Annotated in this window: 18 protein-coding genes; 9 read left to right on the top strand and 9 right to left on the bottom strand. The window is 66.0% G+C overall.

Annotated elements, in window-relative coordinates; genetic code table 11:
* Positions 1–251: 251 nt before the first annotated feature.
* The 3 genes from VNG13_04130 (at position 252) to VNG13_04120 (ending at position 1,336) form a co-directional block, all read left to right on the top strand.
* Positions 252–539, top strand: a complete 288-nt coding sequence (locus VNG13_04130; protein HVA59711.1) for a glycosyltransferase family 39 protein — start codon at positions 252–254, stop codon at positions 537–539.
* Positions 540–617: 78 nt separating this feature from the next.
* Positions 618–1,052 carry a hypothetical protein gene (locus VNG13_04125; GenBank protein HVA59710.1) on the top strand — a complete coding sequence of 145 codons (435 nt, stop codon included), beginning with the start codon at positions 618–620 and terminating at the stop codon, positions 1,050–1,052.
* Between the two features lie 29 nt (positions 1,053–1,081).
* Positions 1,082–1,336 carry a hypothetical protein gene (locus tag VNG13_04120; protein ID HVA59709.1) on the top strand — a complete coding sequence of 85 codons (255 nt, stop codon included), beginning with the start codon at positions 1,082–1,084 and terminating at the stop codon, positions 1,334–1,336.
* 244 nt (positions 1,337–1,580) lie between these two features.
* Here the strand turns inward: VNG13_04120 and VNG13_04115 are convergent, their stop codons facing one another.
* Together VNG13_04115 and VNG13_04110 are read right to left on the bottom strand one after the other, a co-directional pair.
* Positions 1,581–3,341, bottom strand: coding sequence for a dihydroxy-acid dehydratase (locus tag VNG13_04115; protein ID HVA59708.1), 1,761 nt, complete (start codon positions 3,339–3,341; stop codon positions 1,581–1,583).
* A gap of 171 nt (positions 3,342–3,512) precedes the next feature.
* A complete protein-coding gene (locus VNG13_04110; protein ID HVA59707.1) occupies positions 3,513–3,923 on the bottom strand; it encodes a nuclear transport factor 2 family protein in 411 nt (136 codons plus the stop codon).
* A 160-nt stretch (positions 3,924–4,083) separates the two neighbouring features.
* Between VNG13_04110 and VNG13_04105 the strand changes: the two genes are divergently transcribed.
* From VNG13_04105 to VNG13_04095, 3 genes are read left to right on the top strand one after another with little or no spacing between them, the layout of a single operon-like run.
* A complete protein-coding gene (locus tag VNG13_04105; protein ID HVA59706.1) occupies positions 4,084–4,614 on the top strand; it encodes a PadR family transcriptional regulator in 531 nt (176 codons plus the stop codon).
* Entirely contained in the window at positions 4,611–5,354 is a 744-nt protein-coding gene (locus VNG13_04100; protein ID HVA59705.1) for an ABC transporter ATP-binding protein, read from the top strand. The genes VNG13_04105 and VNG13_04100 overlap by 4 nt, the downstream gene beginning before the upstream one ends.
* 5 nt (positions 5,355–5,359) lie before the next feature.
* Entirely contained in the window at positions 5,360–7,213 is a 1,854-nt protein-coding gene (locus VNG13_04095; GenBank protein ID HVA59704.1) for an FtsX-like permease family protein, read from the top strand.
* A gap of 506 nt (positions 7,214–7,719) precedes the next feature.
* Here VNG13_04095 and VNG13_04090 read toward each other — a convergent pair.
* The 4 genes from VNG13_04090 to VNG13_04075 all read right to left on the bottom strand — a co-directional run bounded on the left by VNG13_04090 (position 7,720) and on the right by VNG13_04075 (position 11,431).
* Positions 7,720–8,283 carry a dihydrofolate reductase family protein gene (locus tag VNG13_04090; GenBank protein ID HVA59703.1) on the bottom strand — a complete coding sequence of 188 codons (564 nt, stop codon included), beginning with the start codon at positions 8,281–8,283 and terminating at the stop codon, positions 7,720–7,722.
* A 656-nt stretch (positions 8,284–8,939) separates the two neighbouring features.
* On the bottom strand, positions 8,940–9,128 hold the full coding sequence (locus tag VNG13_04085; protein HVA59702.1) for a type II toxin-antitoxin system HicB family antitoxin: 189 nt from the start codon (positions 9,126–9,128) through the stop codon (positions 8,940–8,942).
* A gap of 114 nt (positions 9,129–9,242) precedes the next feature.
* Positions 9,243–9,722 carry an alpha/beta fold hydrolase gene (locus VNG13_04080; GenBank protein ID HVA59701.1) on the bottom strand — a complete coding sequence of 160 codons (480 nt, stop codon included), beginning with the start codon at positions 9,720–9,722 and terminating at the stop codon, positions 9,243–9,245.
* A gap of 35 nt (positions 9,723–9,757) precedes the next feature.
* Positions 9,758–11,431 carry an MFS transporter gene (locus tag VNG13_04075; GenBank protein HVA59700.1) on the bottom strand — a complete coding sequence of 558 codons (1,674 nt, stop codon included), beginning with the start codon at positions 11,429–11,431 and terminating at the stop codon, positions 9,758–9,760.
* Positions 11,432–11,511: 80 nt separating this feature from the next.
* Between VNG13_04075 and VNG13_04070 the strand changes: the two genes are divergently transcribed.
* Positions 11,512–12,162, top strand: coding sequence for a helix-turn-helix domain-containing protein (locus tag VNG13_04070; GenBank protein HVA59699.1), 651 nt, complete (start codon positions 11,512–11,514; stop codon positions 12,160–12,162).
* Between the two features lie 271 nt (positions 12,163–12,433).
* Here the strand turns inward: VNG13_04070 and VNG13_04065 are convergent, their stop codons facing one another.
* Positions 12,434–12,820, bottom strand: coding sequence for a hypothetical protein (locus VNG13_04065; GenBank protein ID HVA59698.1), 387 nt, complete (start codon positions 12,818–12,820; stop codon positions 12,434–12,436).
* Between the two features lie 57 nt (positions 12,821–12,877).
* Positions 12,878–13,501, bottom strand: coding sequence for a nucleotidyltransferase domain-containing protein (locus VNG13_04060; GenBank protein HVA59697.1), 624 nt, complete (start codon positions 13,499–13,501; stop codon positions 12,878–12,880).
* A 351-nt stretch (positions 13,502–13,852) separates the two neighbouring features.
* Here VNG13_04060 and VNG13_04055 point away from each other — a divergent pair, with 351 nt between their 5' ends.
* Together VNG13_04055 and VNG13_04050 are read left to right on the top strand one after the other, a co-directional pair.
* The gene (locus VNG13_04055) at positions 13,853–14,128 is read left to right on the top strand and encodes a hypothetical protein (protein HVA59696.1); all 276 of its coding nucleotides are present in this window, start codon (positions 13,853–13,855) and stop codon (positions 14,126–14,128) included.
* A gap of 3,732 nt (positions 14,129–17,860) precedes the next feature.
* Positions 17,861–18,781: a toll/interleukin-1 receptor domain-containing protein gene (locus VNG13_04050; GenBank protein HVA59695.1), complete on the top strand. Its 921-nt coding sequence runs from the start codon at positions 17,861–17,863 to the stop codon at positions 18,779–18,781.
* A 370-nt stretch (positions 18,782–19,151) separates the two neighbouring features.
* Here the strand turns inward: VNG13_04050 and VNG13_04045 are convergent, their stop codons facing one another.
* Positions 19,152–20,162 (bottom strand): hypothetical protein, encoded by a 1,011-nt coding sequence (locus tag VNG13_04045; protein HVA59694.1) that lies wholly within the window; start codon positions 20,160–20,162, stop codon positions 19,152–19,154.
* Between the last annotated feature and the right edge of the window lie 500 nt (positions 20,163–20,662).

Below are 20,662 nucleotides of genomic sequence, written 5' to 3'. Positions count from 1 at the left end.
TCGGTGACGGGCCGGGATTCACGCATCGCGGAATTCTGTAACAACAGGCGAAGGCGGGACCTCTACCTCATCGCGGGGCTACTCGCGCTGGCCTGGGGCCTGCGGTTGGCCACCGTCTTTGTGACCAAGAACTACCTTGCCTCGCTGACGGCGCCGACTACCGTCGCCTGTCCATCTCCATCGCTTCCGGGCACGGCTTCGGCGTTTCGAGGCTTGCTCGATCGGGTGGCCCAACGACCCTTCGAGCCCCGATGTACCCAATCCTGCTGGCCGGTGAGTATCTGGCACTCGGCCACGCAATCCTGGTTCCACGGCTGACTCAGACGGTCCTGGGAACGGTCACCGTGGCTCTGATCAGTCTCCTCGGCTACCGCTTGTTCGGCCGAAGCGTAGGCCTCGTCGCGCTCGGCGTGGCTGCCGTCTATCCAGCCCTGATTCTGGTCGATGCGGCTCTACTCACCGAGAGTCTGTTCATCCCGCTGATGCTCGGCGCATTGCTGACGGCTCTGCGTTTTCGCCGTGCGGGCGGCCTGCTCTAGGCCGTCGCCACCGGGGCGTTGGTCGCATGCGCTGGACTCACCCGACCGAATGGACTACTCGTAGCCGTCCCAGCCGGCTTGATCATAGTCACGGCGCGCCGGCAGAAGTGGGGCGCGTTTGCCCTTGCCGGCGTTTGCTCGGCCATCTGCCTGGCCCCATGGCTAGCGCGGGATGCTGTTGCCTTTCATCGGTTCATCCCGATCACCGATCAATCGGAGCCAGTCCTCGCGGGCACCTACAATGACGCCGCTCGGTTGGATCATCGATTTCCAGGCGCCTGGCGGCCAGAGAATCTCGTCACAACCTTCCAGCCCCTCTTGGCAAACCGCCGACTCGACGAGGCGCAACTGAGCCAACAACTCTCCAGCTACGCCGAAGCCTATATGGCGCATCACCCCGACTACGTAGCTCTCGAGGTGGTTCGCAACTCTGCCCGCATTCTCGGAATCGCGCCACTTTTCTATACTCAATCGGGGTTTCGCTCGATGGGCTTCATCAGTGGGCGGAGCTAGAGCGATTTAGCTCCTGGGTTCTCGGGTCCTTGGCCCTCTTCGGTTTAGCCTGGCCGGAGGCACGACGAGATGCCGCCCTGCTGATCTGGCTAACGCCGCTGCTACTGGTCGCGAGCGCGGTCATCGCGCTGGACGATTTTCGGTACCGTGTTCCCGCGGACCCATTCCTGATCGTGCTGGCCGCCCTGGCCCTGGTGCGTATTGGCAGACGCCTCGCCCTGACGATCCAGCGTCATTCAGTTCCCCGCCCGGCACCACCCTCGACCATCATCGAAGCAGGCTGAACGCCCAGCGACCGGGGGGCGGCGCGGCGAAGCAGCTGGTCGGGTTCGCCCGTACCCGGTGCCGAGCGGGCCGCAGTCACGAACAGGTCCACGGCCTCGGTGAGGTCGCCTGCCTGTATCCGGCATGGGTGCGGCTCGTCTGGAGTGACGCCCCGGCGCCGGGTTTTCGCCGCTGTGACCATGTGGCCACCATGTGCTGGCCGGGGGGCGGGTGCCTAGCGGGGGTGGCCGCGCCGCATGGCGCCTACCCGGCCGACATTCCCCCGCCGCACAGGGCAGGACGTGCTGTAGCGCGCATCCGCGTGAGGACTCGGCTGGTAACCGGGGCCACGTCGGGGTGGAGGCCTCCGTTGGCGTCCGCGGCCACCTGCCACGCCGCCGCGCGGCGCGCGTACACGTCCGGGTCCTCGAGCTCGATGCAGTCCATGCGATCGGTGTTGATGTCGACGACGACGGTGTCTCCGTCCTCGATCAGCGCGATCGGACCACCGAGGTAGGCCTCCGGCGCCACGTGACCGATCACGAGCCCTACCGATCCTCCCGAGAACCGGGCATCGGTCATCAACGCGACCGTGATGTCCTTACGCCGGCACAGCGCCGTGATGCGCGATGTGGGATCGAGCAGCTCGGGCATGCCGGGTGCGCCGCGCGGACCTTCGTAGCGGATCACAACCATGTCTTTGTCGGCGAACGAATCGGGGCGCTCTTCGAGTGCCGCGATCAGCGCCCGCTCGCCGTTGAAAATACGTGCCAGGCCGGTGAAGACGCCATCCGTCATACCGCCTTCCACGCCGGCGACCTTGAGGATCGCCCCTCCAGCCGGTGCCAGGTTGCCGCTCAATAGCCGCAGGCCGCCAGTGTCCTTGAACGGCTTGGAAACCGCATGGATCACGTCATGATCCGGTTTGGATGGATCGAGCCGGTGCACCTGTTCGGTGAGCGTCTCACCGGTACATGTGATGGCAGATCCGTCGAGCAGGCCGGCGTCGAGCAGCTCCTTGACGATGACCTGTAGGCCGCCCTTGGCGTCGATGTCGATCATCGAGTAGTAGCCGAAGGGCCGCATGTTCACCAGCACGGGCAACCGCCGAGAAAGCGTGTTGAACTCGCTCTGACTCAATACCTCGCCCCACAGGTCGATCCCGGCGGCGCGGGCGATCTCGACGCTGTGCAACGCTACGTTCGTTGAGCCCCCCATCGCGATCGTGACGGTGAGCGCATTGCGCAGCGAGGCGGGCGTGACGATGTCACGCGGACGAATGCCCGCATCGGTCATCGCGACCAGGCAGTCCACCAGTTGGTCTGGGAAGTCGGTCAACCGCCGCGGGTCGTCTGACGGCGGGGCGACCATGTGCAGGGGCTCCATGCCGAGGACGCCAATGAAGGTCTGCATGGTGTTGTAAGTGAACATCCCGCCACAGCTCCCCTGGCCTGGGCAGGCATGCAGCGCAACCCGCGTGCGGGTAGCCGGGTCGGGTTCGCCAGCGTACTGGAAGGCCGTAACCAAGTCGATGCGCTCGCCGGTTTCCGGATCGATGCCTGGCCTGATGGACCCATCCGAGGTGAATACGGCGGGCGCGTTGTGTTCCAGGGCAGCGGAAAGAGTCCCGACCGGTGGCTTGTCGCACGCCACAACGGCGACGAGGCCCGCGACTTCGTTCGCGTGCAGGTGCATATCGATGCTGTCGTTGACGAGCTCGCGGCCGATCAACGAGTAGCGCATCCGGTCCGTGCCGTTCAGCTGCCCGTCGGAGACCCCGAGCGTGTACGCCGGCGAGATGAGCCGCGCCGGCAGGTCATCGCGACGGATGCGGTTCGACAGTGCGACCTGGATGGCCGCAACCTTGGCCTGGACCCCGAGGTAACACTGACTGTCGCCAAGATTGCCGGTCACCGCCCATACCGGCTGGTGGATCTTTGCTGGATCCTCACCGATGAAGCGCGCGGTGCCGACCCGCTGAACGTCGCGACCAGGGTTCGCCGACACGAAAGCTGCTTGTGTCACGCGCCCTCCAGGTCAACCGCGCGGCTTCGCGCCACTCTCATCCGGCGCACCAGCCTAGGCCGACGCCCCATCGGGTCGTCGGACCGGCGGGGCCATGGCTGGCGGGCTTGCCCGCCCACCCTGTCCTGGACGGGGGTGGGGACACCTTGTCCCGCGCACCCGAGCGGTCGATCAGTTCGGGAGCCCGGTGGCGGCGAGCGCATCCTCGCGGAGGTCGTAGCCCCGAATGTCCCGGATGAGGCCGTCGGCGATCGTGAGGACCTGCCACCGATCGGCGCGGGCTTGGTCGGCGGTCGCTCGCGGCGAGGTTACCGTCATCGAGACGAGGATCTTGTCTCGGTGGCTGGTGACATCAAGGACTTGTGCGCGCCGACCGTCCGCCCGGCCCTGCCGGTACCAGTCGAGCACCTGGCGCCGGTTTCGGCACGACGGCGACGGGTCGCCCGGAGCGCCCCAGGTGACGTTCGGGTCGAGAAGGTCTCCGAACGCCTCCAGGTCAGCTGAGTCCAGCGCCGCGCGCACCCTTTCGGCAACCTGCGCCAGAGACGACCCACCGTCCGCGGCGTGACCTTCCGGCTCCACACCAGCACCGTAACCGAGTGAGCCGGCAGATGGTCGCCGAGGCGACGGATCGGCCACCAATCCCGCTCATTCGTTCGGACCACCCGATAACGAAGGGCGGCCTTGCGCCTTGAAGACCTAACCGTTATAGTTCGCCTAACGGTTAGGTCGGGAGTCTGGGATGCAGCAGGAAGTGGTATTGGCGTTGCTGGCGAAGGAGCCTGCACAGGGCTATCAACTGCGCGCGCGGCTGGGCCATGCCCTCGGTCCGTTGGGCGAGGGCATGAACGACGGCCAGATCTACGTCACGCTGGGCCGGCTGGAGAACGCCGGCCTAATCACCCGCCAGGGTGCTCCCCGGACCTCCGATGGCCCCGACCGAAAGGTCTACGAGCTCACACCTGCAGGCCACGAGCGGGTCAGCGAATGGCTCGCCGAGGTCAGCTGGCCGAAGCCCGACCTGGCCGAGTTTCACTTGAAGCTGATCGCCGCGGCGCAGGCAGGCCTCGCCGATCCGATCTCGATCGTCGACCTGCAACGCCGGGAACTGCTGCGCCGGCTGAGGGACGCCGAGCGGGCGGCGATGGCCGAACCGGAGGGTTCCGATGCCGGGTTGCTGCTCGAGGGCATCGCGCTGCGCCTCCAAGCCGACCTGCGGTGGTTGGCGGCCTGTGAGCGCAGTTGGATAGGCCGCAGGAAGGCACGGCGATGAACGAGTCCGGGGCAACGTTGGTCTCCTCCCGAGGTCTGCGCAAGGACTACGGCAGCGGTGAAGCCCTGGTCCGTGCCGTGGACGATGTCGACCTGGATCTCGCCCGCGGCGAGACAGTCGCTGTGATGGGGCCGAGCGGCTGCGGGAAATCCACGCTGCTGCACCTGCTCGGCGGGCTGGACCGGCCGACTGCCGGCGCGGTGTGGCTGTCCGGACGGCGAATCGACCAGCTTTCCGAACGGGCGCTGGCCCACCTGCGTCGCCATGAGGTCGGTTTCGTCTTCCAAGCGTTCCATCTGATGGATGAGCTGACCGCCCAGGAAAACGTCGAGCTGCCCGCCCTGCTCGCCGGACGCTCACCCCAGGAAGCTCGACGGCGCGCCGGGCAGCTGCTTGAACAGGTCGGCCTCGGCGATCGCGCCGGACATCTCCCGTCGATGCTCTCGGGTGGGCAGCGTCAACGGGTTGCTGTGGCCCGCGCGCTCGCCAATGAACCACAAATCGTGCTGGCCGACGAGCCGACCGGCAACCTCGACAGCACCGCCACCTTAGAGGTGATGCGCCTGTTCGAGGCCCTTCATGCCTCTGGTCTCACGCTGGTCATCGCCACCCACGACGAGCGGATCGCGGCCACCGCCGATCGGCTCATCTCGATGCGGGACGGCGCATTCATCGACGAGACCCGCCTGGTCGGTGGCACCCAGGGGAATCTCGCGGACATCGCCGGCCTGGGCGGTTGACCGCGATGGGTAGCTTCCTCCTCGTCTGCCGGCTCGGAATGAGAGACCTTCGCCACCGTCCGGCCCAGGCGATTCTTCTGCTGATCGCGATCTCGGCCGGAGCCGCGACGCTGACCCTGAGCCTGGCGGTTCACGGCACGACCGACAGTCCCTACGCAAGAACCCGCGCGGCCACGAACGGACCGGACGTGGTCGCCACCGTCTTCCAGGGCGGCTCGCCCGCCGGGCCAGTGGCCTCGGCCACGCCGGGGGTTAGCAATCCGACGGCCGGGAACGATCAAGCGAATGCCGCCGCCCTCGCACCTCTTACGGACGCTCCGGGCGTCGTCGCGCACAGCGGACCGTTCCCGGTGACGTGGAGGCTGCTGCGAACGGGGCGCACCACTGGAAGCGCCGAGGTCGAAGGCCGAAGCGCCACAACAGCCTCCGTCGATCAACCGAGGCTGCTGCAAGGCAGCTGGGTTCGCCCCGGCGGCGTAGTCGTCGAGGCCGGCTTCGCGAGCGCACTCGACGTCCACGTCGGCTCTCTGCTGAACCTTGGAAGCATCAGCTTCCGTGTCGTAGGGACGGCGGTCACCGCAGCTATCCCTTCCTACCCCAATACCTGCGGTCAGGCAGAAGGCTGCTTTCTGGCGAACGGGGTGGCCTCGCACGACCCGGGGTTGGTTTGGGCCACTCAAGCCGACGTCATGCAGCTCACGGGGACCTTCGGCCCCGATGCCTACTTCCTGAACCTGAAGCTACGCGACGCTGCGGTTGCTCCGACGTTCGTCAACCGTTACAACGCAAGTAACTCGCCCACCGCTCCTGTCCTCGTTTCCTGGCAGAACATCCAAGATGGGGACGCCCAGACACTCGCCAAGATCCGGACGGTACTACTGACGGGCAGCTGGTTCTTGGCGCTGTTGGCGCTCGCGAGCGTGACCGTCCTTGTCGGTGGACGAATGGCCGAGCAGACCCGCCGCGTCGGTCTGTTGAAGGCGGTCGGGGGCACCCCCTGGCTAGTCGCCGCCGTGCTCCTCTTCGAGCACGTAGTAGTAGGTCTGTGCGCCGCCCTCGTCGGGCTCGTCGTCGGATGGCTAGCAGCGCCGTTGATCGATGGTCCGGCCGCTGGTCTCCTGGGTGCCGCTGGCGCCCCCAGCGTGACAGGGACCACGGTCGCGTTTGTAGCCGCTCTGGCACTCGGGGTGGCGATTATCGCAACGTTGGTGCCAGCGGTTCGCGCCGCTCGTCAGAGCACGGTTGCCGCGCTCAACGACTCGGCACCGCGCCCACGGCGCCGCGAGTGGGTTATCCGGTTCTCCACGCGCTTGCCGGCACCGCTGCTGCTTGGCACAAGGCTCCTGGCTCGCCGCCCGCGACGACTCCTACTGAGCGTCTTGAGCATCGCTGTCACCACAAGCGGTCTCGTTCTTGTCGCCATACTGATCCAGCATGCAACCGCAACCGGCTGGCCCCTGGGTCCCCGCCTGGCCGATGCCACCACCATCATCTCGGTCATGCTCGTCGTCCTGGCCGCCGTCAACGCCGTCTTCATCGCCTGGACGACCGCGCTAGACGTTCGGCACTCAGCGGCGCTCGCGCAAGCGCTCGGGGCCACGCCTGGGCAGATCACCGCCGGCCTATCAGGGGCCCAGCTGGTCCCTGCCCTGCTCGGAGCATTGCTCGGCATACCCGGCGGGATCGGTATCTACGCCGCCGTCAAGAGCGGCCCCGGCACCATGACACTCCCCTCCGCGTTGTGGTTTCTCGCGTTGATCGTCCTGACGCTGCTGGTCATAGCCGTGCTGACGACGATCGCCACCCGCATCGGCGCGCGTCGTCCCGTCGCTGAAGTGCTCCAGGCGGAGGCGGCGTGACCGCCCCACGCGGAGTACGCCCCTTGGCGCCCTCCAACGACGGCACCTCCGACCCGGACTCCCGTCCGGCTGGTCCCGCTCGCTGCAATCGCCTCGCTGACCGCGGCTTGCGGCGTGGGTGTCTATGTGAAGCACATCCAGCACGCCGGCGGTTCGGCGGTAGCCAGCAACCCCACGCGCGTTGGAGTCGAAGGCCAGCACGGCCGTGCCGGCGGCGCTAGGGCTAGCTCCAGCGCCAGCTCTAGCGACCGAGGGTGAAGCGCGTATCGCCGCTGGTCGTCCTTCCGCCTGGGGTCGCACCAATGAGTGCAGAAGGCGAGCCCGCGCCGTCGCAGCCCGACGAGCGCCCTTCGTCACCTACCTCCGGAAGCACGGCCTCCAGGGCATCGAGCAGACAACCACGGCGGACGGAGCGAGCAAGCCCGCACAGCCACCCGACGGACTGGAGTCTCGTAAGTCTCCGGGGTGATTCTGACCGTCGAGGGCACTGCGCAGCTCCGCAGTGATCAGGCGAGACCGTTCACCCGGTAGTGGAGGTGGACAACTCCACTCGCAAATCGTCGCTCGCCTAGCAGCTCCAGGTCCGTCCGCACGCCATCGGGAAGGGCGCTGTTGCCGCCGCCAACCAGGATGGGCGTGAGGAACAGATGACATTCGTCCACCAGTCCGGCCCGGAAGGCCTCGCCGGCCAGGCACGGGCCCCCCACGGTGAGGTCCCGCGTCACATCTGCCTTCATGGCCCGTACCGCGGCTGGATCGAAGCTCCGTTCGAGCCTCGTCTTCGCTGTCGACGGCACCTCCAGGGTCCGCGAGAACACCACCTTGTCGGCGGCCCTCCACACCTCGCCGAAGTCCCGAGACACCACCGAGCGCCCCCCTGCCGCCGGGTCCTCCCAAAACCGCATCACCTCGTACATCCGCCGGCCGTACAGGTACGTGCCGATGGGCCGTTCGAGGTCATTGACGAAGCCATGGACCTCCTCGTCGGGCGCGCCCCACTGGAAGTCTCCGTTGTCGTCCGCCACGTAACCGTCCAGCGATGCGATCGCCGAGTAGAGGAGTCTGCCCACGACCCCGAGCATAGGTAGGGAAACGCGGCCCGACTACCCGACCGTGGTCGGGGCGCGAACCGGCGTACGGCTTCCCGGTGGTCCGGACCGGGAGCTCGTTCCCCGAGCAGACGGCAGCACAGCGCGTCGCTGGCCGCGATCGCGGCGAGTACAGCATTACCCGCTGCGACATGGTTGAAGTCAACTTCCCCAGGTTTCGCCGGGTCGCCGCTGATCAGCTTCGCCGTCTCGAGGTACGCCCGGGCGTGCGCAGGCCGCAATCGGGCGCCGTTGGTGTTGCACCGTTGGCGCCGCCCAGCCGGACTCATGCCACCTCAACAAGCTCATCCAGCGGCCGGCCGATGCGCACGCGGCCAGTGGCGGGAACGGTGGTCACACCACAGCGGCGGGAAACCGCTTTCCGGCCTCGGCAGCGACACCACCTGACCAGGCACCTGGCACCAGACCCCACAGCCGTGTGGCCCGAGGCCACACCCTGGTCACACCGCCGAACCGGACAAATTTGCGACCGCCATGCTCAGGCCATGATCACATGTGGTCCTGATGTCACACAATCCGAACCGCTACCCGCTGCTTGTCGGCCCTGTGATCGGTCTTGGTTCCGCGTAATCAGCGGTGGTGGCCGCGATCACCCATGCCGGTCGGGGACAGGACATTCATGCCTGCGCTACTCGAGCCGACGGCGGAGGAACCTGCCGGCCGCTGGACCGAGCCGCGTCGAGCCACGCCTTGATCGCCACCTCGACCTCCGCCACGGCCTCGTGCGAGCTATCGCCCAGGGCCGAGCAGTAGGGCAGGTCGGGGACATCGGCCACCCATGCCGTGTCCTCGTCGCTCCAGAACACGTTGATCGGATCCCGGAGTCACGGCCTGTCCTCCTCGATGCCCAAATCGTACTGGCGAATCAGGGCCACCAGCTGACGAAGCTGATAAGGCTTCGCCTGCCCGCGTCGGTCCTGCTAGTTGAGCTGCTCGGGGATGCCGGGTCGGGCACAGACATGGTGGCTGCCCGTCACCCGCAGCCGCTCGAACCCGAGGGCCTCGACGAGGCGCTGAGCATCGACGAAAGCGACGTTCGCGAAAGCCCCCGCCATCAGGCGGGCGCGCAAAGCAGCCGGCTTCATGGACTGGGCGGACGGGAGCCTGCAGGTAGTTCCTGCCGCGATGAGGTAGTGGCGGCGCTGGCTGTTCTTTCGGCTCGGGACGGTGGTCGACAGCCCGAATCCGGGGTAGTCGAGGGCGATGCAGCGGAACTCGTTCCGCAACGTGCGGATCACGTCGCGGTACACAAACGACCAGGTCGGGTTGCCGTGAAGCAACAGCAGCGTCGGCCCCGATCCTTCGTCCACGTAGTGGACGGTGTGCCCATCGATGTCAACGAAACGGCTCTGAAAGGGGAAGAGTTCGGCATCAACCCACGCCGGTCGCCCGACAGGCATCTTCGTGTCGGCCATGACCTCGGTGTTTCGATCGCTCAGACATCGGTGCACCCTCCGGCGGTCGGGCCGACCGGGCTCGCGGTTCCGAGGGCAGCCCCCCCGGAACCCGCTGCGACAGGCAGCGGCTCGAACGACAGGAAAGACGAGCCGACGGCGATCTGGCTCGCCCTTTCGAGCACCCCGCTCGCCTCGGGCGCGGCTGCCGAAGCTGGCTGGGCGGGGAGGAAGGCGATGGCAATGAGGGCACCCAGCACGGCCACGCCGCCTGCCACCAGGCACCCCACGCTGATGCCGTGCAGGAAGGCGTCGAAGGCGGCCCGGTGCACGGCGGCACCGACGTGGGTCAGGCCGACCGCGGACAGGCGGTTCGACGCGGCGATGGCGGCGCCGACCGACTGGTGGGCGACAGCGGACAGGCCCGAGGGGAGACGGGCCGGCAGGCCGGCGGTGAGCTTGGACCCGTACAGCGAGGCGTACACACTGCCGATCACTGCCACGCCGAGGGTGCCACCGAGCAGGCGGGTCGAGTCGTTGACAGCGGAGCCCACCCCGGCCTTGTGGATCGACACCGCCCCCATGATCGACTCGGTCGCCGGCGCGGAGGTGAAGCCCATGCCAACGCCGTAGAGGACCATCTGGGCGGCGATCACCCCGTAGGTGGTATGAGCGGTGATCACGCTTGCCACCCACACGTAGAAGGCGGTGATGGCGAGAAGCCCGATCGCGACCACGAGTTTGCTCCCGGCGCGCACCGCCAGCCGGGTGCCGATCACCGAGCTCACCGCCACCGAGGCCGCCACGGGCAGCAAGTGCACGCCCGTGGATAGCGGGCTGAAGCCCTGGATGAACTGGAAGTACTGGGTCATCAGGAAGATGAAGCCGAACAGCGTGAAGAAGGCGATGGTGACCGACCCGCTGGCGGCGGTGAAGCGCATGTTGCGGAACATTCGCACGTCCAACATGGGCGTCTCGACTCTGCGCTCCCACCCGATGAACAGCGCGAACAACACGGCGGCGACGGCGAAGCCGGCCACGCTGCGCCCGCTGGACCAGCCGACGTCGGGAGCCTCGATGATCGTGAAGACCACGACTGCCATTGCGGCGGTGGACATGGCGAAGCCGGGCACGTCGATACGCGTCGCGGCTGGGTCCCTCGAGCTTGGCACGCTGAGCGCCACCAGCAGCGCGCCGACAGCGGCCACCGGGGCCATGAACACGAAGATGCTCGCCCACGAGAAGTGCTCCAGCAGGAAACCCCCCACGATGGGACCAACGGCGATAGCCACGCCGGCGCTGGCGCCCCACAGGCCGATCGACAGGGCCCGCTCCCGGCGCTCGGTGAAGACGTTGGCGATGACGGACAGCGTGGCCGGGAAGATCATGGCCGCCCCGAGGCCCATCACGGCCCGGGCAGCGATGAGCGCCGACGGCATGGTGGTGAATGCGCCCGCCAGGCTGGCCAGCCCGAACACGGCCAGGCCCCCGAGCAGCATCCCCTTGCGACCCAAGCGGTCCGACAGGCTCCCTGAGGTGAGGAGCAGAGCGGCGAAGACCAGGTTGTAGGCGTCCACCACCCATTGGAGCTGGGTGGTGGTGGCGTGTAGCTCCCGCACCAGGGTGGGCAGGGCCACGTTCACGATGGTCGTGTCCAGGTTGATGGCGAAGGAGGCCAGGAGGAGCGAAGCAAGGATCAGGGGCTTGGTGCGCATGCCGCGTTTTTAACCCAGGCTCTTTAGAAAGTCAAGCTACAACTATTGAAACTCCAGTGGGGGGCGGCTACGCTGCCGAGATGCGCTCGTATGGCCAGTACTGCTCAGTGGCCAAGGCCCTTGACGTAGTTGGCGACCGGTGGACTCTGCTCATCGTCCGAGAGCTGCTGCTCCAAGGCGGCTGCCGCTACACCGATCTTCAACACGGCTTGCCCGGGATCGCCACCAACCTGCTCAGCCAGCGCCTCAAAGAGCTCGAGGAGCAAGGACTGGTGCGCAGGGAGGCGGTCCCGCCTCCCGTAGCGACGACCCTGTACGACCTGACCGATGCCGGCCGCGAGCTGGAACCGGTGCTGCAGGCGCTCGGGGGCTGGGGAGTGAGGTTCATGCCCGACCCCACGGGCAACGAGGTGTTTCGAAGTCACTGGCTCGCCTTCCCGGTGTCGCAGTTCCTGCAAGACGGCGAGCCCGACGGCCCGCCCGCCACCATCGAGGTCCGGACCGGGGACCAGCCCGTCGTCATCGAGGTGGGCGGCGGCGCGATCACCACGCACCTCGGCACCGCGCCGTCGCCCGACCTCGTTCTGGACGGCGACCCCCCGATGGTCCTCGGCGTTCTGTCGGGCATGCTCAAGCTGGCGGACGCCCGCCAGCTCGGGCTGCGAACCGAGGGCTCGACGACAGTTCTGCGCCGTCTGCGATTCCGCGTCCCGAATCTTGCCGGTAACTAGTCGCCGGGTAGCGATAAGTTGGCGGAAATAATTTGTCGCAATTCGTCGGTGGCGGTGGCGGTAGCGGTGGCGGGAATCGAACCCCACGGATTCACGCTCTTGGCGCCGCGCCCGCTCAAAGTATCAAGGAACTCGGCTGCTTTCACCGCCTCTCGGACGCATTCGGGGTGCTTCGGTGTGGCCACAGGCCACACCGAAGCACCGATCTTGACAGCGCCTCACCCGCCCAGAAGAGCATGCCACGGCGGCCGTTCTCGTCAGCGGGCGCGGGTTACATGACCGATGTTGCGGCGGATACCAGCTTGTCCGCGGCACGGATCAGGCGACGCAGCTCTGCCGCGCCGACCATGAGGGTGCCGTAGTGGGAATCGTCCTTGAGGTCCAAGGCGGTGGCCAGTGCGGCAGCCAAGGCGTGGCTTCGGCGCGTCTGCTCCGTCGCCGCCCCTGGGCCGAACCTGACCTGCTCGAGCAGGCGCACGGCTTCCCGGTGGTCCTGACCGCGCGCTCGTTCCCCGAGCAGACGGCAGCACAGCGCGTTACCGGCCGCGATCACCGCGAGCACAGCATTACCGGCTGCGACATGGTTGAAGTCGACCTCCTCGGGTTTCGCCGGGTCGCCGCTTATCAGCTTCGCCGTCCTCCAGGTACGCCCGGGCATGCGCGAGCCGCAATCGGGCGTCGTTGGTATTGCATCGTTGGCGCCGCCCAGCCGGACTCATGCCACGTCAACAAGCTCATCCAGCGGCTGGCCGGCAATCACAACTGCATCGGTGAGCCACTGGTCAACGATCGGCTCGCGCGCCGCGGCCAACCGCCGAAGCGTCGTTCTGGAGCGGTCGGTGATCTGAACGCGGTTACCCGTCCAACGGCGCACCGCCTCACGCAGCTGATGCACCTGCCGCACCCACTGGTCCCGTGTCGCGGACCGACCCAGGACCGGACGCACGAGCAGGATGTCGATGTCGCTGTCCGCGTCCCCGTCACGGCGTGCCGCCGAACCGTACAAGGCAGCGGAGACCGGCTGGATACTCCAGTCGGCCAGCTCCACGCGCAGCCGTCGCGGCAGCTCCTCGGGCGCCCGCAGCAGCGCTCGGATGGCCCGGTCGAGGACGTGGTCATGGTTGAGCGAATAGACCGTCCGATCCCCCACCGGCTCACCGAGCACCACACCCTGAGCCGCTAGGCGCTCAATCGCCCGCCGAACCCCCGCCTCCGTCCCCTGCTGCATCACCCGGTAGATCTGCGCCGCGGTCGTCGGGTTCGAGCGGGACGACATCGCCCGCAAGATCGGCATGGTCAAGCCGGTCGCGAGCGCACGACCAGGATCAGAAACGTCCACCGAGCTACGATACCGTAGTACTGTGCACAATACTCAAGTATTGATCACGATACCCAAGTCGCCAGTGGCGGGAACGGTGGTCACACCACAGTGGCGGGAAACCGCACTTCCACTACCGGCAGCGCCGGTGCCCCTGACCAGGCACTTTGCCCGGGACGGCGCCGGCGTGTGCCCCGTGGCCACACCGTGGTCTTACCGCCGAAACGGACAAATTCGCGTACGCCCATGTCAAAGGCATGATCAACGGTGGTGATGATGCCTCCGAATACGAACCGCCGTCCCAGCTTCCCCGGTGACCGTCTGCGCCTGGGACGGCACAGATGGTCAGCGCCTACCTGCCGTGAGGCCGTCTTGACCGCGCTGCAGACCTTGCGCGCGCGCACCGGCGCGGAAACCTTCACCGTCCGCGAGGTTCACGCCGAGATGGTCACGGCCGGGTCTGCGTACGCCAAGGCGACCGCCTTCAAGACGATGCAGCGGATGAAAGAGGAGCCGGTCCGGCGACCGTTCGTCCGCCTCGAACGGGTCGGCAGGGAGGGCTTTCGGCTCGTGGGCGCGGACCTGTCTAACCTCAGCACCTCCTGCGACCCCGAGAGCTTGCACCAAGATTTCCGTCACCCATCGTGAAGCGCGGTGTCGCCGAACCAACCCGTCCGGACGTGCCGAATATCGGATGTCCGGTAACTCGCGACATACCGGCCGGGAAAAACGGCCCTCCTGGTCCTGGTGTCGCAATCCGAACCGCCGTCCGTTGGTCAGGGGTCCGATGATCTCCATGGGCAACGGAATCGGAGCGGAGGTGCTAGCGGACCTGTCGGGCCGCTACCAGCATCGCGGGTCGAAGCGACCACCAGATCCAATGCCGACGCCCTCCAGCTCAATCAAGTCAGGGGCGATTTGCACGGCGGCGGCGCTGACCAGGTACCCGGCTTTGGCAAGGCCCTGGCGGATCTGCGCGTTTACCCCGTCAATTAGGCTCGCGCGCGATGTCGATGTCCGGAATCTTACGTTCGCAAAGAAGAAGCAATATTGTCCCCCCGGCCCAGACAGGCCATCACTATTGGTGCCAACATAGTGTTGGTTCGCGACGACTTGCACGTGGCCTGCGTGCCGAGCCAACGCTATAAGGGTGTTCGCAGTAATAGACGCCCGCTGGTTATCCTGCAAGACCGTGCGCAGGATCAGCCCGCCAAAAATGACCAATAGTAGGAAGGCGGCTCCCGCAAGCCAACGCCCCCGCCTACCCCGCACGCGCCGCAATGGCCCACCCTGCTGAAGTGAACACTATGGACTGGCAGACGAGGACGTCTTCGTGGTGTAGGTAAACGGGCCGCTATGTCGACTTAGCTTTACCGAGCCCTGCACCAGCCCATACGGCGAGCGAGCTGTCAGTTGCATCTGAACCTCGGACCACGGCGGGCGAACACTTGAGGTTGAGAGACTTAAAGAACCGCTGGTCAACTCGGGCTGTGGTCCCGGGCCTCCGGGGTTTGGCCGAATTGACATTTCCCACTCCGCACTATTCGGGTGCTGGAGGGTGACGAGATATCGGTGGTCTTGCGTTGGGGACTGCCAGTTCGAGCCGACCGGAGCGCCTAGGAAACGAGCAGCTGCCACAGTCGTAAACGTATAGGTGATTGACCCGCCGCCACCCTGCGGAGGCGAATAGGGCACGGTGACAAAGAAGCCCTCAAAAAGAGCGGCACCAGCATTATTCAACTCGATGCCGAATCCCATGGACGAGCCATTGGAGTTGGTCCCCGAGAAGTCCACTTCGTGTGTCGCCTCGGAATAAGAGCTGTTCCAAAACCGTGGAACACCGAACGAACCTGATTCCGCACCCGTGGCTCGTGCCCATCCCTGACCTAGGAATCCCTCAGCCCAACCGTGTATGTCCGCTGTGGTCGAAGGGGCGATCACGCGATCACAGAGAAGGGAGGAACATGCCTGCGACGAATTGCCCGATCCGTTCGTTCCATCCGGCGCCGCCAACTGGGAAGCCGTCGCCGATTGAGCGACCTTGCTGCCGCCCCGAACGGACGAGTGTGCAGGCCGAGCCGTGGTGCCGGGGGTCGCTCCCCCCTTGGTGCCCGACGATGAGGCACAACCGGCGAGCAAAAGCGCCCCGCACATCGCGACGGCGAAGCCGACCGCCCGGTCCCTCTTCGTCACGCTAGTTCCCCGAACTGCGCCCAGGCCTCGAGGTCACCCGTGCTTCCCCCGAGGTAGAAACGTGCACACCCAACTGGACCACGGATCCTCCACCAATGCCAGTCGAGGATACATCGAAGGCACTTTGATCCGTGCTGTTTCCGCTCACCACACATTTCTGCGTCCCGCTGTCGACTTGACATGACGTGATGTCCTCGCCAGCTTCATGAGGCCCGGAGTGCTCGGCCACAGTTAGGACAATCTGCCCCCCGAAGCCGGGGACTGTCATGGGGCCAATGGGCACGTTCGTTGCGAAGTCGAATTCTGCGTTGTTGCACTCGTGTATGAACAGGATCGAGTAGCAACTGATTTGCCATGTGTCGCTCGCGGTGGCGTAGTAGGTGATTGTCGCCGGGGTCCCCGCCGCGATGACTTGCAATGTATAAACCACCGGTTGCCCAAGGTTGTATGAACTCTTGTCAGTGGTGACCTTGGCGGTATCAAGCGAACTACCACAGGCGGCCGCGACGAGCAGCGACGCAACGCCCACCAAGGCCTAGATCCTTCGTTTCATAGTCGAACCTTTCTATGGCCGTAAAGACCTCCCACGGCTGAGACGAATCATCAACACGAGGCGGTATATGAAGTAGCTTCCAAGGCCACGTTCGTCGTGGTTTGTTGGCAGATTCTGAGCGATGTTCCGTTCGAGAAATATGCGTTCGTGGTCCAGGTGAATCGCAACGAGGGGCCGTAGAAGGTCGCTGGGACGTTGGTACTGGCAACCACAGACACCGGACCATCTCCGGACCCTGTCTTCGAATTGGACGCAGCGCGGTAGTACACAGGGTTGAGGTTTTCCACTTCGGCGAATGTCACCAGCCGCGTTAGGAACGAACCACAGGTAGACCAGGAGTTGTTCAGGGACTCCTCTTGAACGTTCGCGTTCGTGTACACCGTGACCAACCCATGACCCTGCTGGTACACAGTGCAAGTCGCGGAAAGCCCCGGGACAATCAGGCTCACAGTGCTACCGGTCAGGCTGCCGCCTTGCGGAGGCGTGGCGGTATCACCAGTCGAAGCCGATGCGGGCAGTACCGCCACTGAGCACGCAAAGACGGCGACCGTCGCAATGACGCCGATCGCGCTCATCCTCCGAGTCCAGCCCATCAGAGTTCTCCCCTCCGGTAGCACCAGCGCAGCGTCATGAGGGCCGCCCCAGCGCTGCGCCGGTGAAACAGCTATGTCGTGTAGAAGACCCGGCGGGCCGTAAACCGTGACCGGGCGCCAGCCGAGTCGGGGGAGCCGTTACCAAACCGTTATAGGACGCCCTTGACCTCGCGGCGAGATGGAGCGTCCATCGACGGTCCAGCGTCCCCGTGTAACCACCGAGCTACGCCGCGAGGGCGGCTGACCGAGGTAACCGAACGAGTGTCGTGGCGCGTGTCGCGGCCGGATCCCGGAACGCGGCTTCGCGCTGCCTGCGTCACCACGCCGCCGGGCGAGCCGTCCGCCGGTGTGCCTGCGCCGCCGGCATGGTGCCGGTGGCGAGCGTCGTGAGCAGAAGGGAGTACGGCATGGGTGGAGCACACGATCGGGATGGCGGGGACCGGTTGCGGCTGGAAGTGGATCCGATGCGCAACGCCGACGAGGGCGAAACCGCTGGTCACCCGCCGATTCTCACGTCAGTGAACATGCCGGGCCACGCCCGCACGGATCACGGACAGCGCGCGTCCGCTCACGCAACGTCCCACCGCCAAGGTGGCGAGCGATGTCCTCGGACAGCGTCGGATGCTCATCCTCTCCGTAGCGAGGTTGGACTGAGCCGAGGCGGGCGTGTTCAGCAGGCACTAGTTTCTATGCGTGGGCTCGCACAACGTCGTGGCCTTCGCGAACGGCTTGAGCGCGAAGCTCTCCGCCCACTCCCGTCACGTGTGCGCGTTACTCGGAGGGGCGCAGCCCGCGCGTGCGGCCTGCCGGATGTCTCCGGCCTGGAGCAGCGCGTCTCCGACGGGCTGGTGCCGGCGCAGCAATCCGTGTCCGGTGCGGTGCTCGCCGGCCGCAACCTTGAGCAGGTATTGAACCGACTCCGGCGGATCAGCGCGCTGCTGGAGGGCAGGGTGACCGGGTGGACGGGCTGAGTGCCGCGGACGCTGTCGAGTCAGGACAAATCACCGAACATCTCGAGTGGCGGCCGGTTACCGTGACGATATGGCAGACCTGCAGCCTTCGATCTTCATCAGCTATGCGCACGAGGACGCCGGCCTCGCGCATGCGTTGGCAGCGGCACTTGAGGCGGCGGGGGCCCGGGTCTGGTTGGACCAGGGTGAATTGCTGATTGGCGATTCGCTCATCGACCGGATCTCCGAAGCGATTGCCGAGTTCGACTTTGTCGCGGCACTCGTCAGTCCGGCATCGGTGGAGTCGAACTGGTGCCGCAAGGAGAGGGCGCTAGCCATGAGCAAACAACTGCGGCGCCGCCCTCGGCGGGTGACGGTGCTGCCACTGCGCGTTGCGGACGTCGCGATGCCGCCGTCGCTCGCCGACGTGAATTGGTTGCAACTCGACCCGGAGGCTCTCGATCATTGCGCGGTGCGAGTTGTCAAGGATGCGGCGCGGCATCTTGGGCTTACCGCAGCACCTCCAACGCCTGGGCACGGCGCCCGCCGCAGTAGCCGTGATTGGACGGCGGCAGCGCGAGTCGTGAGTAACGACGAGCCGGTCCGGATCGTCGGTGTGGACACCGAGGGCGTCGGTCGTCCGCGAAACGACGTGACGCGAGGCAGCGGGCTCTATCGGGTTCCGTTGGTGCTCAACAGAGTCCCGCCTGAAGTGTGGTCGGCGAGGTTCGCCGACGCTTGGAACTCGCCGCCTGCGTGGACATCCATGCACCGGCCCGGTATTGCCTCGGTACATGGCGATCGGATCGTGCTCGACAGTACGACCATCGATGAACTGGAGCGCTACCACCTCCAGACGCTCCAGCTGGTCGTACGGCAGCTCAACGAAACGACTGCACAGCACCTGCGGGCCGAACGCGCGCGTGCCGAAGCCGCTGAGCAAGCCGCGGCCGAGCACGACCGACAGATCCGCGAGATAGCCGAGCGCCTCCGGTTCGACGAGGCCGAGTAGCGAGTCACCAGAGTTCCCGTGCTAGCAGCCGGCGCGACCGAGAAACTGCCGTCATCAATTACCGGTCTGCCGGAGACCGGCTGCGACGGTTCTGCCAGGTAGCCGCTCAGCCCGGTTCCCCCGGCGAGCGCCGACGCAGGTACTCTCCGGGGCCCGAAGCACCTCCACTCCAAGCACCGCAGCATGTAGGTACAGACCGTCGTCGTCGTAATGGCACGGTTTTCCCCGCCCGTGGGGTTCAGTTACCCGATAGGGCAATGACCAGCCACAATGTCCGACGGCCTGAACGCCCGCGCATGTCAATGGCCCTCGCTAAAGGATCACCTCGCCACCGCCCCCAACGATCACGTGCACTACGCCCGGCTGGACGTCACCAGGACACGGTCGCTCGGCCAACGGCACGGTCCCAGACGGCACCGTCGTAGTCGCAGATCCTCAGAAGGGCACGTTCGAGAAGTGTCAACGCCAGCCGTTTGGCCTGGATTTTCAACCGGTGATCTCGCAGGTCCTTGTGCCGCTGTTTCTGGCTCGTCGGGGGATGAACGACCGTATTTCGGATCTGTGCGACAGCCTGGGCAGCATTGAGTTGTCGACCCGCTGCGTACGTCGAGAGTTGCTGCATTGCGACGGGGATGTCAAGAGAGATACCCAGCGTCGTCAGTGCCAGCTGGATCGTGTCGGCCGCAGTGAGCTTCGTAAACGCCTCGTCTGTGAGAAGACCCCGGCGCGTGCCGATGACGTAGGCAAGCAGTTCTAGTCCTGCCTGGGCAAGGATCAAGTCGCCATCCGTCTGGCCGGTGTTGGCGGTACACAGCCACAAGATTGCTCGACCCAGCGTCTCTTTCCACTGCTCGTCTTCCAATAGCTTGGCGACCCTGTTGAGCGACCTACCGAGTGCTTCCACGGTCGGCTTGGACTCGTCAAGCTCGGTTGCAATTGGCCAAGGTAGAGCGCCATGATCGTTCGACCAGGGGTCGACGTGCCAGGCGGCGTGCTGCGTCCACAATGCCTCTGAGTCCGGGCCGCGGCCAATGGCAGTGATCGGTGCCGAATAAGCCCCCCGCAACAGGCTCGCCCAGAAGAAGATCGCTTCTAACATCCCCCTGGCCTCGGCGTAGCTCATGACCGTGCCGTCCGCCCGAGTAAGTTCTCCAATGTGAGTAATGCCCGCTCTGTAGCCGACTTCTTGCCAGTCGGGCGTCCAATCGTCTGCCACCTGATCGAGGCGCAGTCTGTGCGCGCCAGCAGTTAATTCAAGGCGCGAGGCGTATGACCGCGTATCGGTTTGGACAGGGCCGCCGACGTAGTGGACCCAGTTGGCGAGCCCGAAGCGGACGGCCGTGGCGACAGCGTTGGTGTCGCCAAGCAGGACCTCACTCACCGTGAATATCCGGGTGGTAGGCGCGTGACCGGAGACCCGCCAACACGTGGGGTCAACGAGTGTGCCTCCGTCGATGCTGGGGAGCCCGCTCGTGTCTCGAGGACCGCCGGTCCAGGGCTGATCTCCCACTGATGTGAGTTGCAGATCGGCATCCCTTGACCATCGCCTCTGAAGCGTCATGTTGGAGGTATAAGCCACCATGGGATCGCCTGGCTTCGCCGGCGGTAGCTCCACCGTTCCCGGGCCCGACCACAAGTCTTCTGGCGCGCCCGGCTGTCCGTCCGCCACGTCGCCCATACCGAACGGCCAACCCAACGGTTCTGGCACGGCCCCTTCCTCTGCCTGACTCATAGGTCGACAATGTCACGCCGGGTGGCTCGCCGGCGATCGTCGAATGAACGCCCGGACGTCTGCGGCGCCCCGGGATTCGATTCGGGGCCTGCTCTGACGCTGTGCGGTAGCGGTCACAACAGGTGCCAGGCTCGCCGTGCCCGCGCCCG

Source organism: Mycobacteriales bacterium, assembly GCA_035533475.1.
Lineage (GTDB): Bacteria > Actinomycetota > Actinomycetes > DATLTS01 > DATLTS01 > DATLTS01.
Note: the sequence above shows the minus strand (reverse complement) of the source record. Positions and strands in the feature narration are given on the sequence as shown.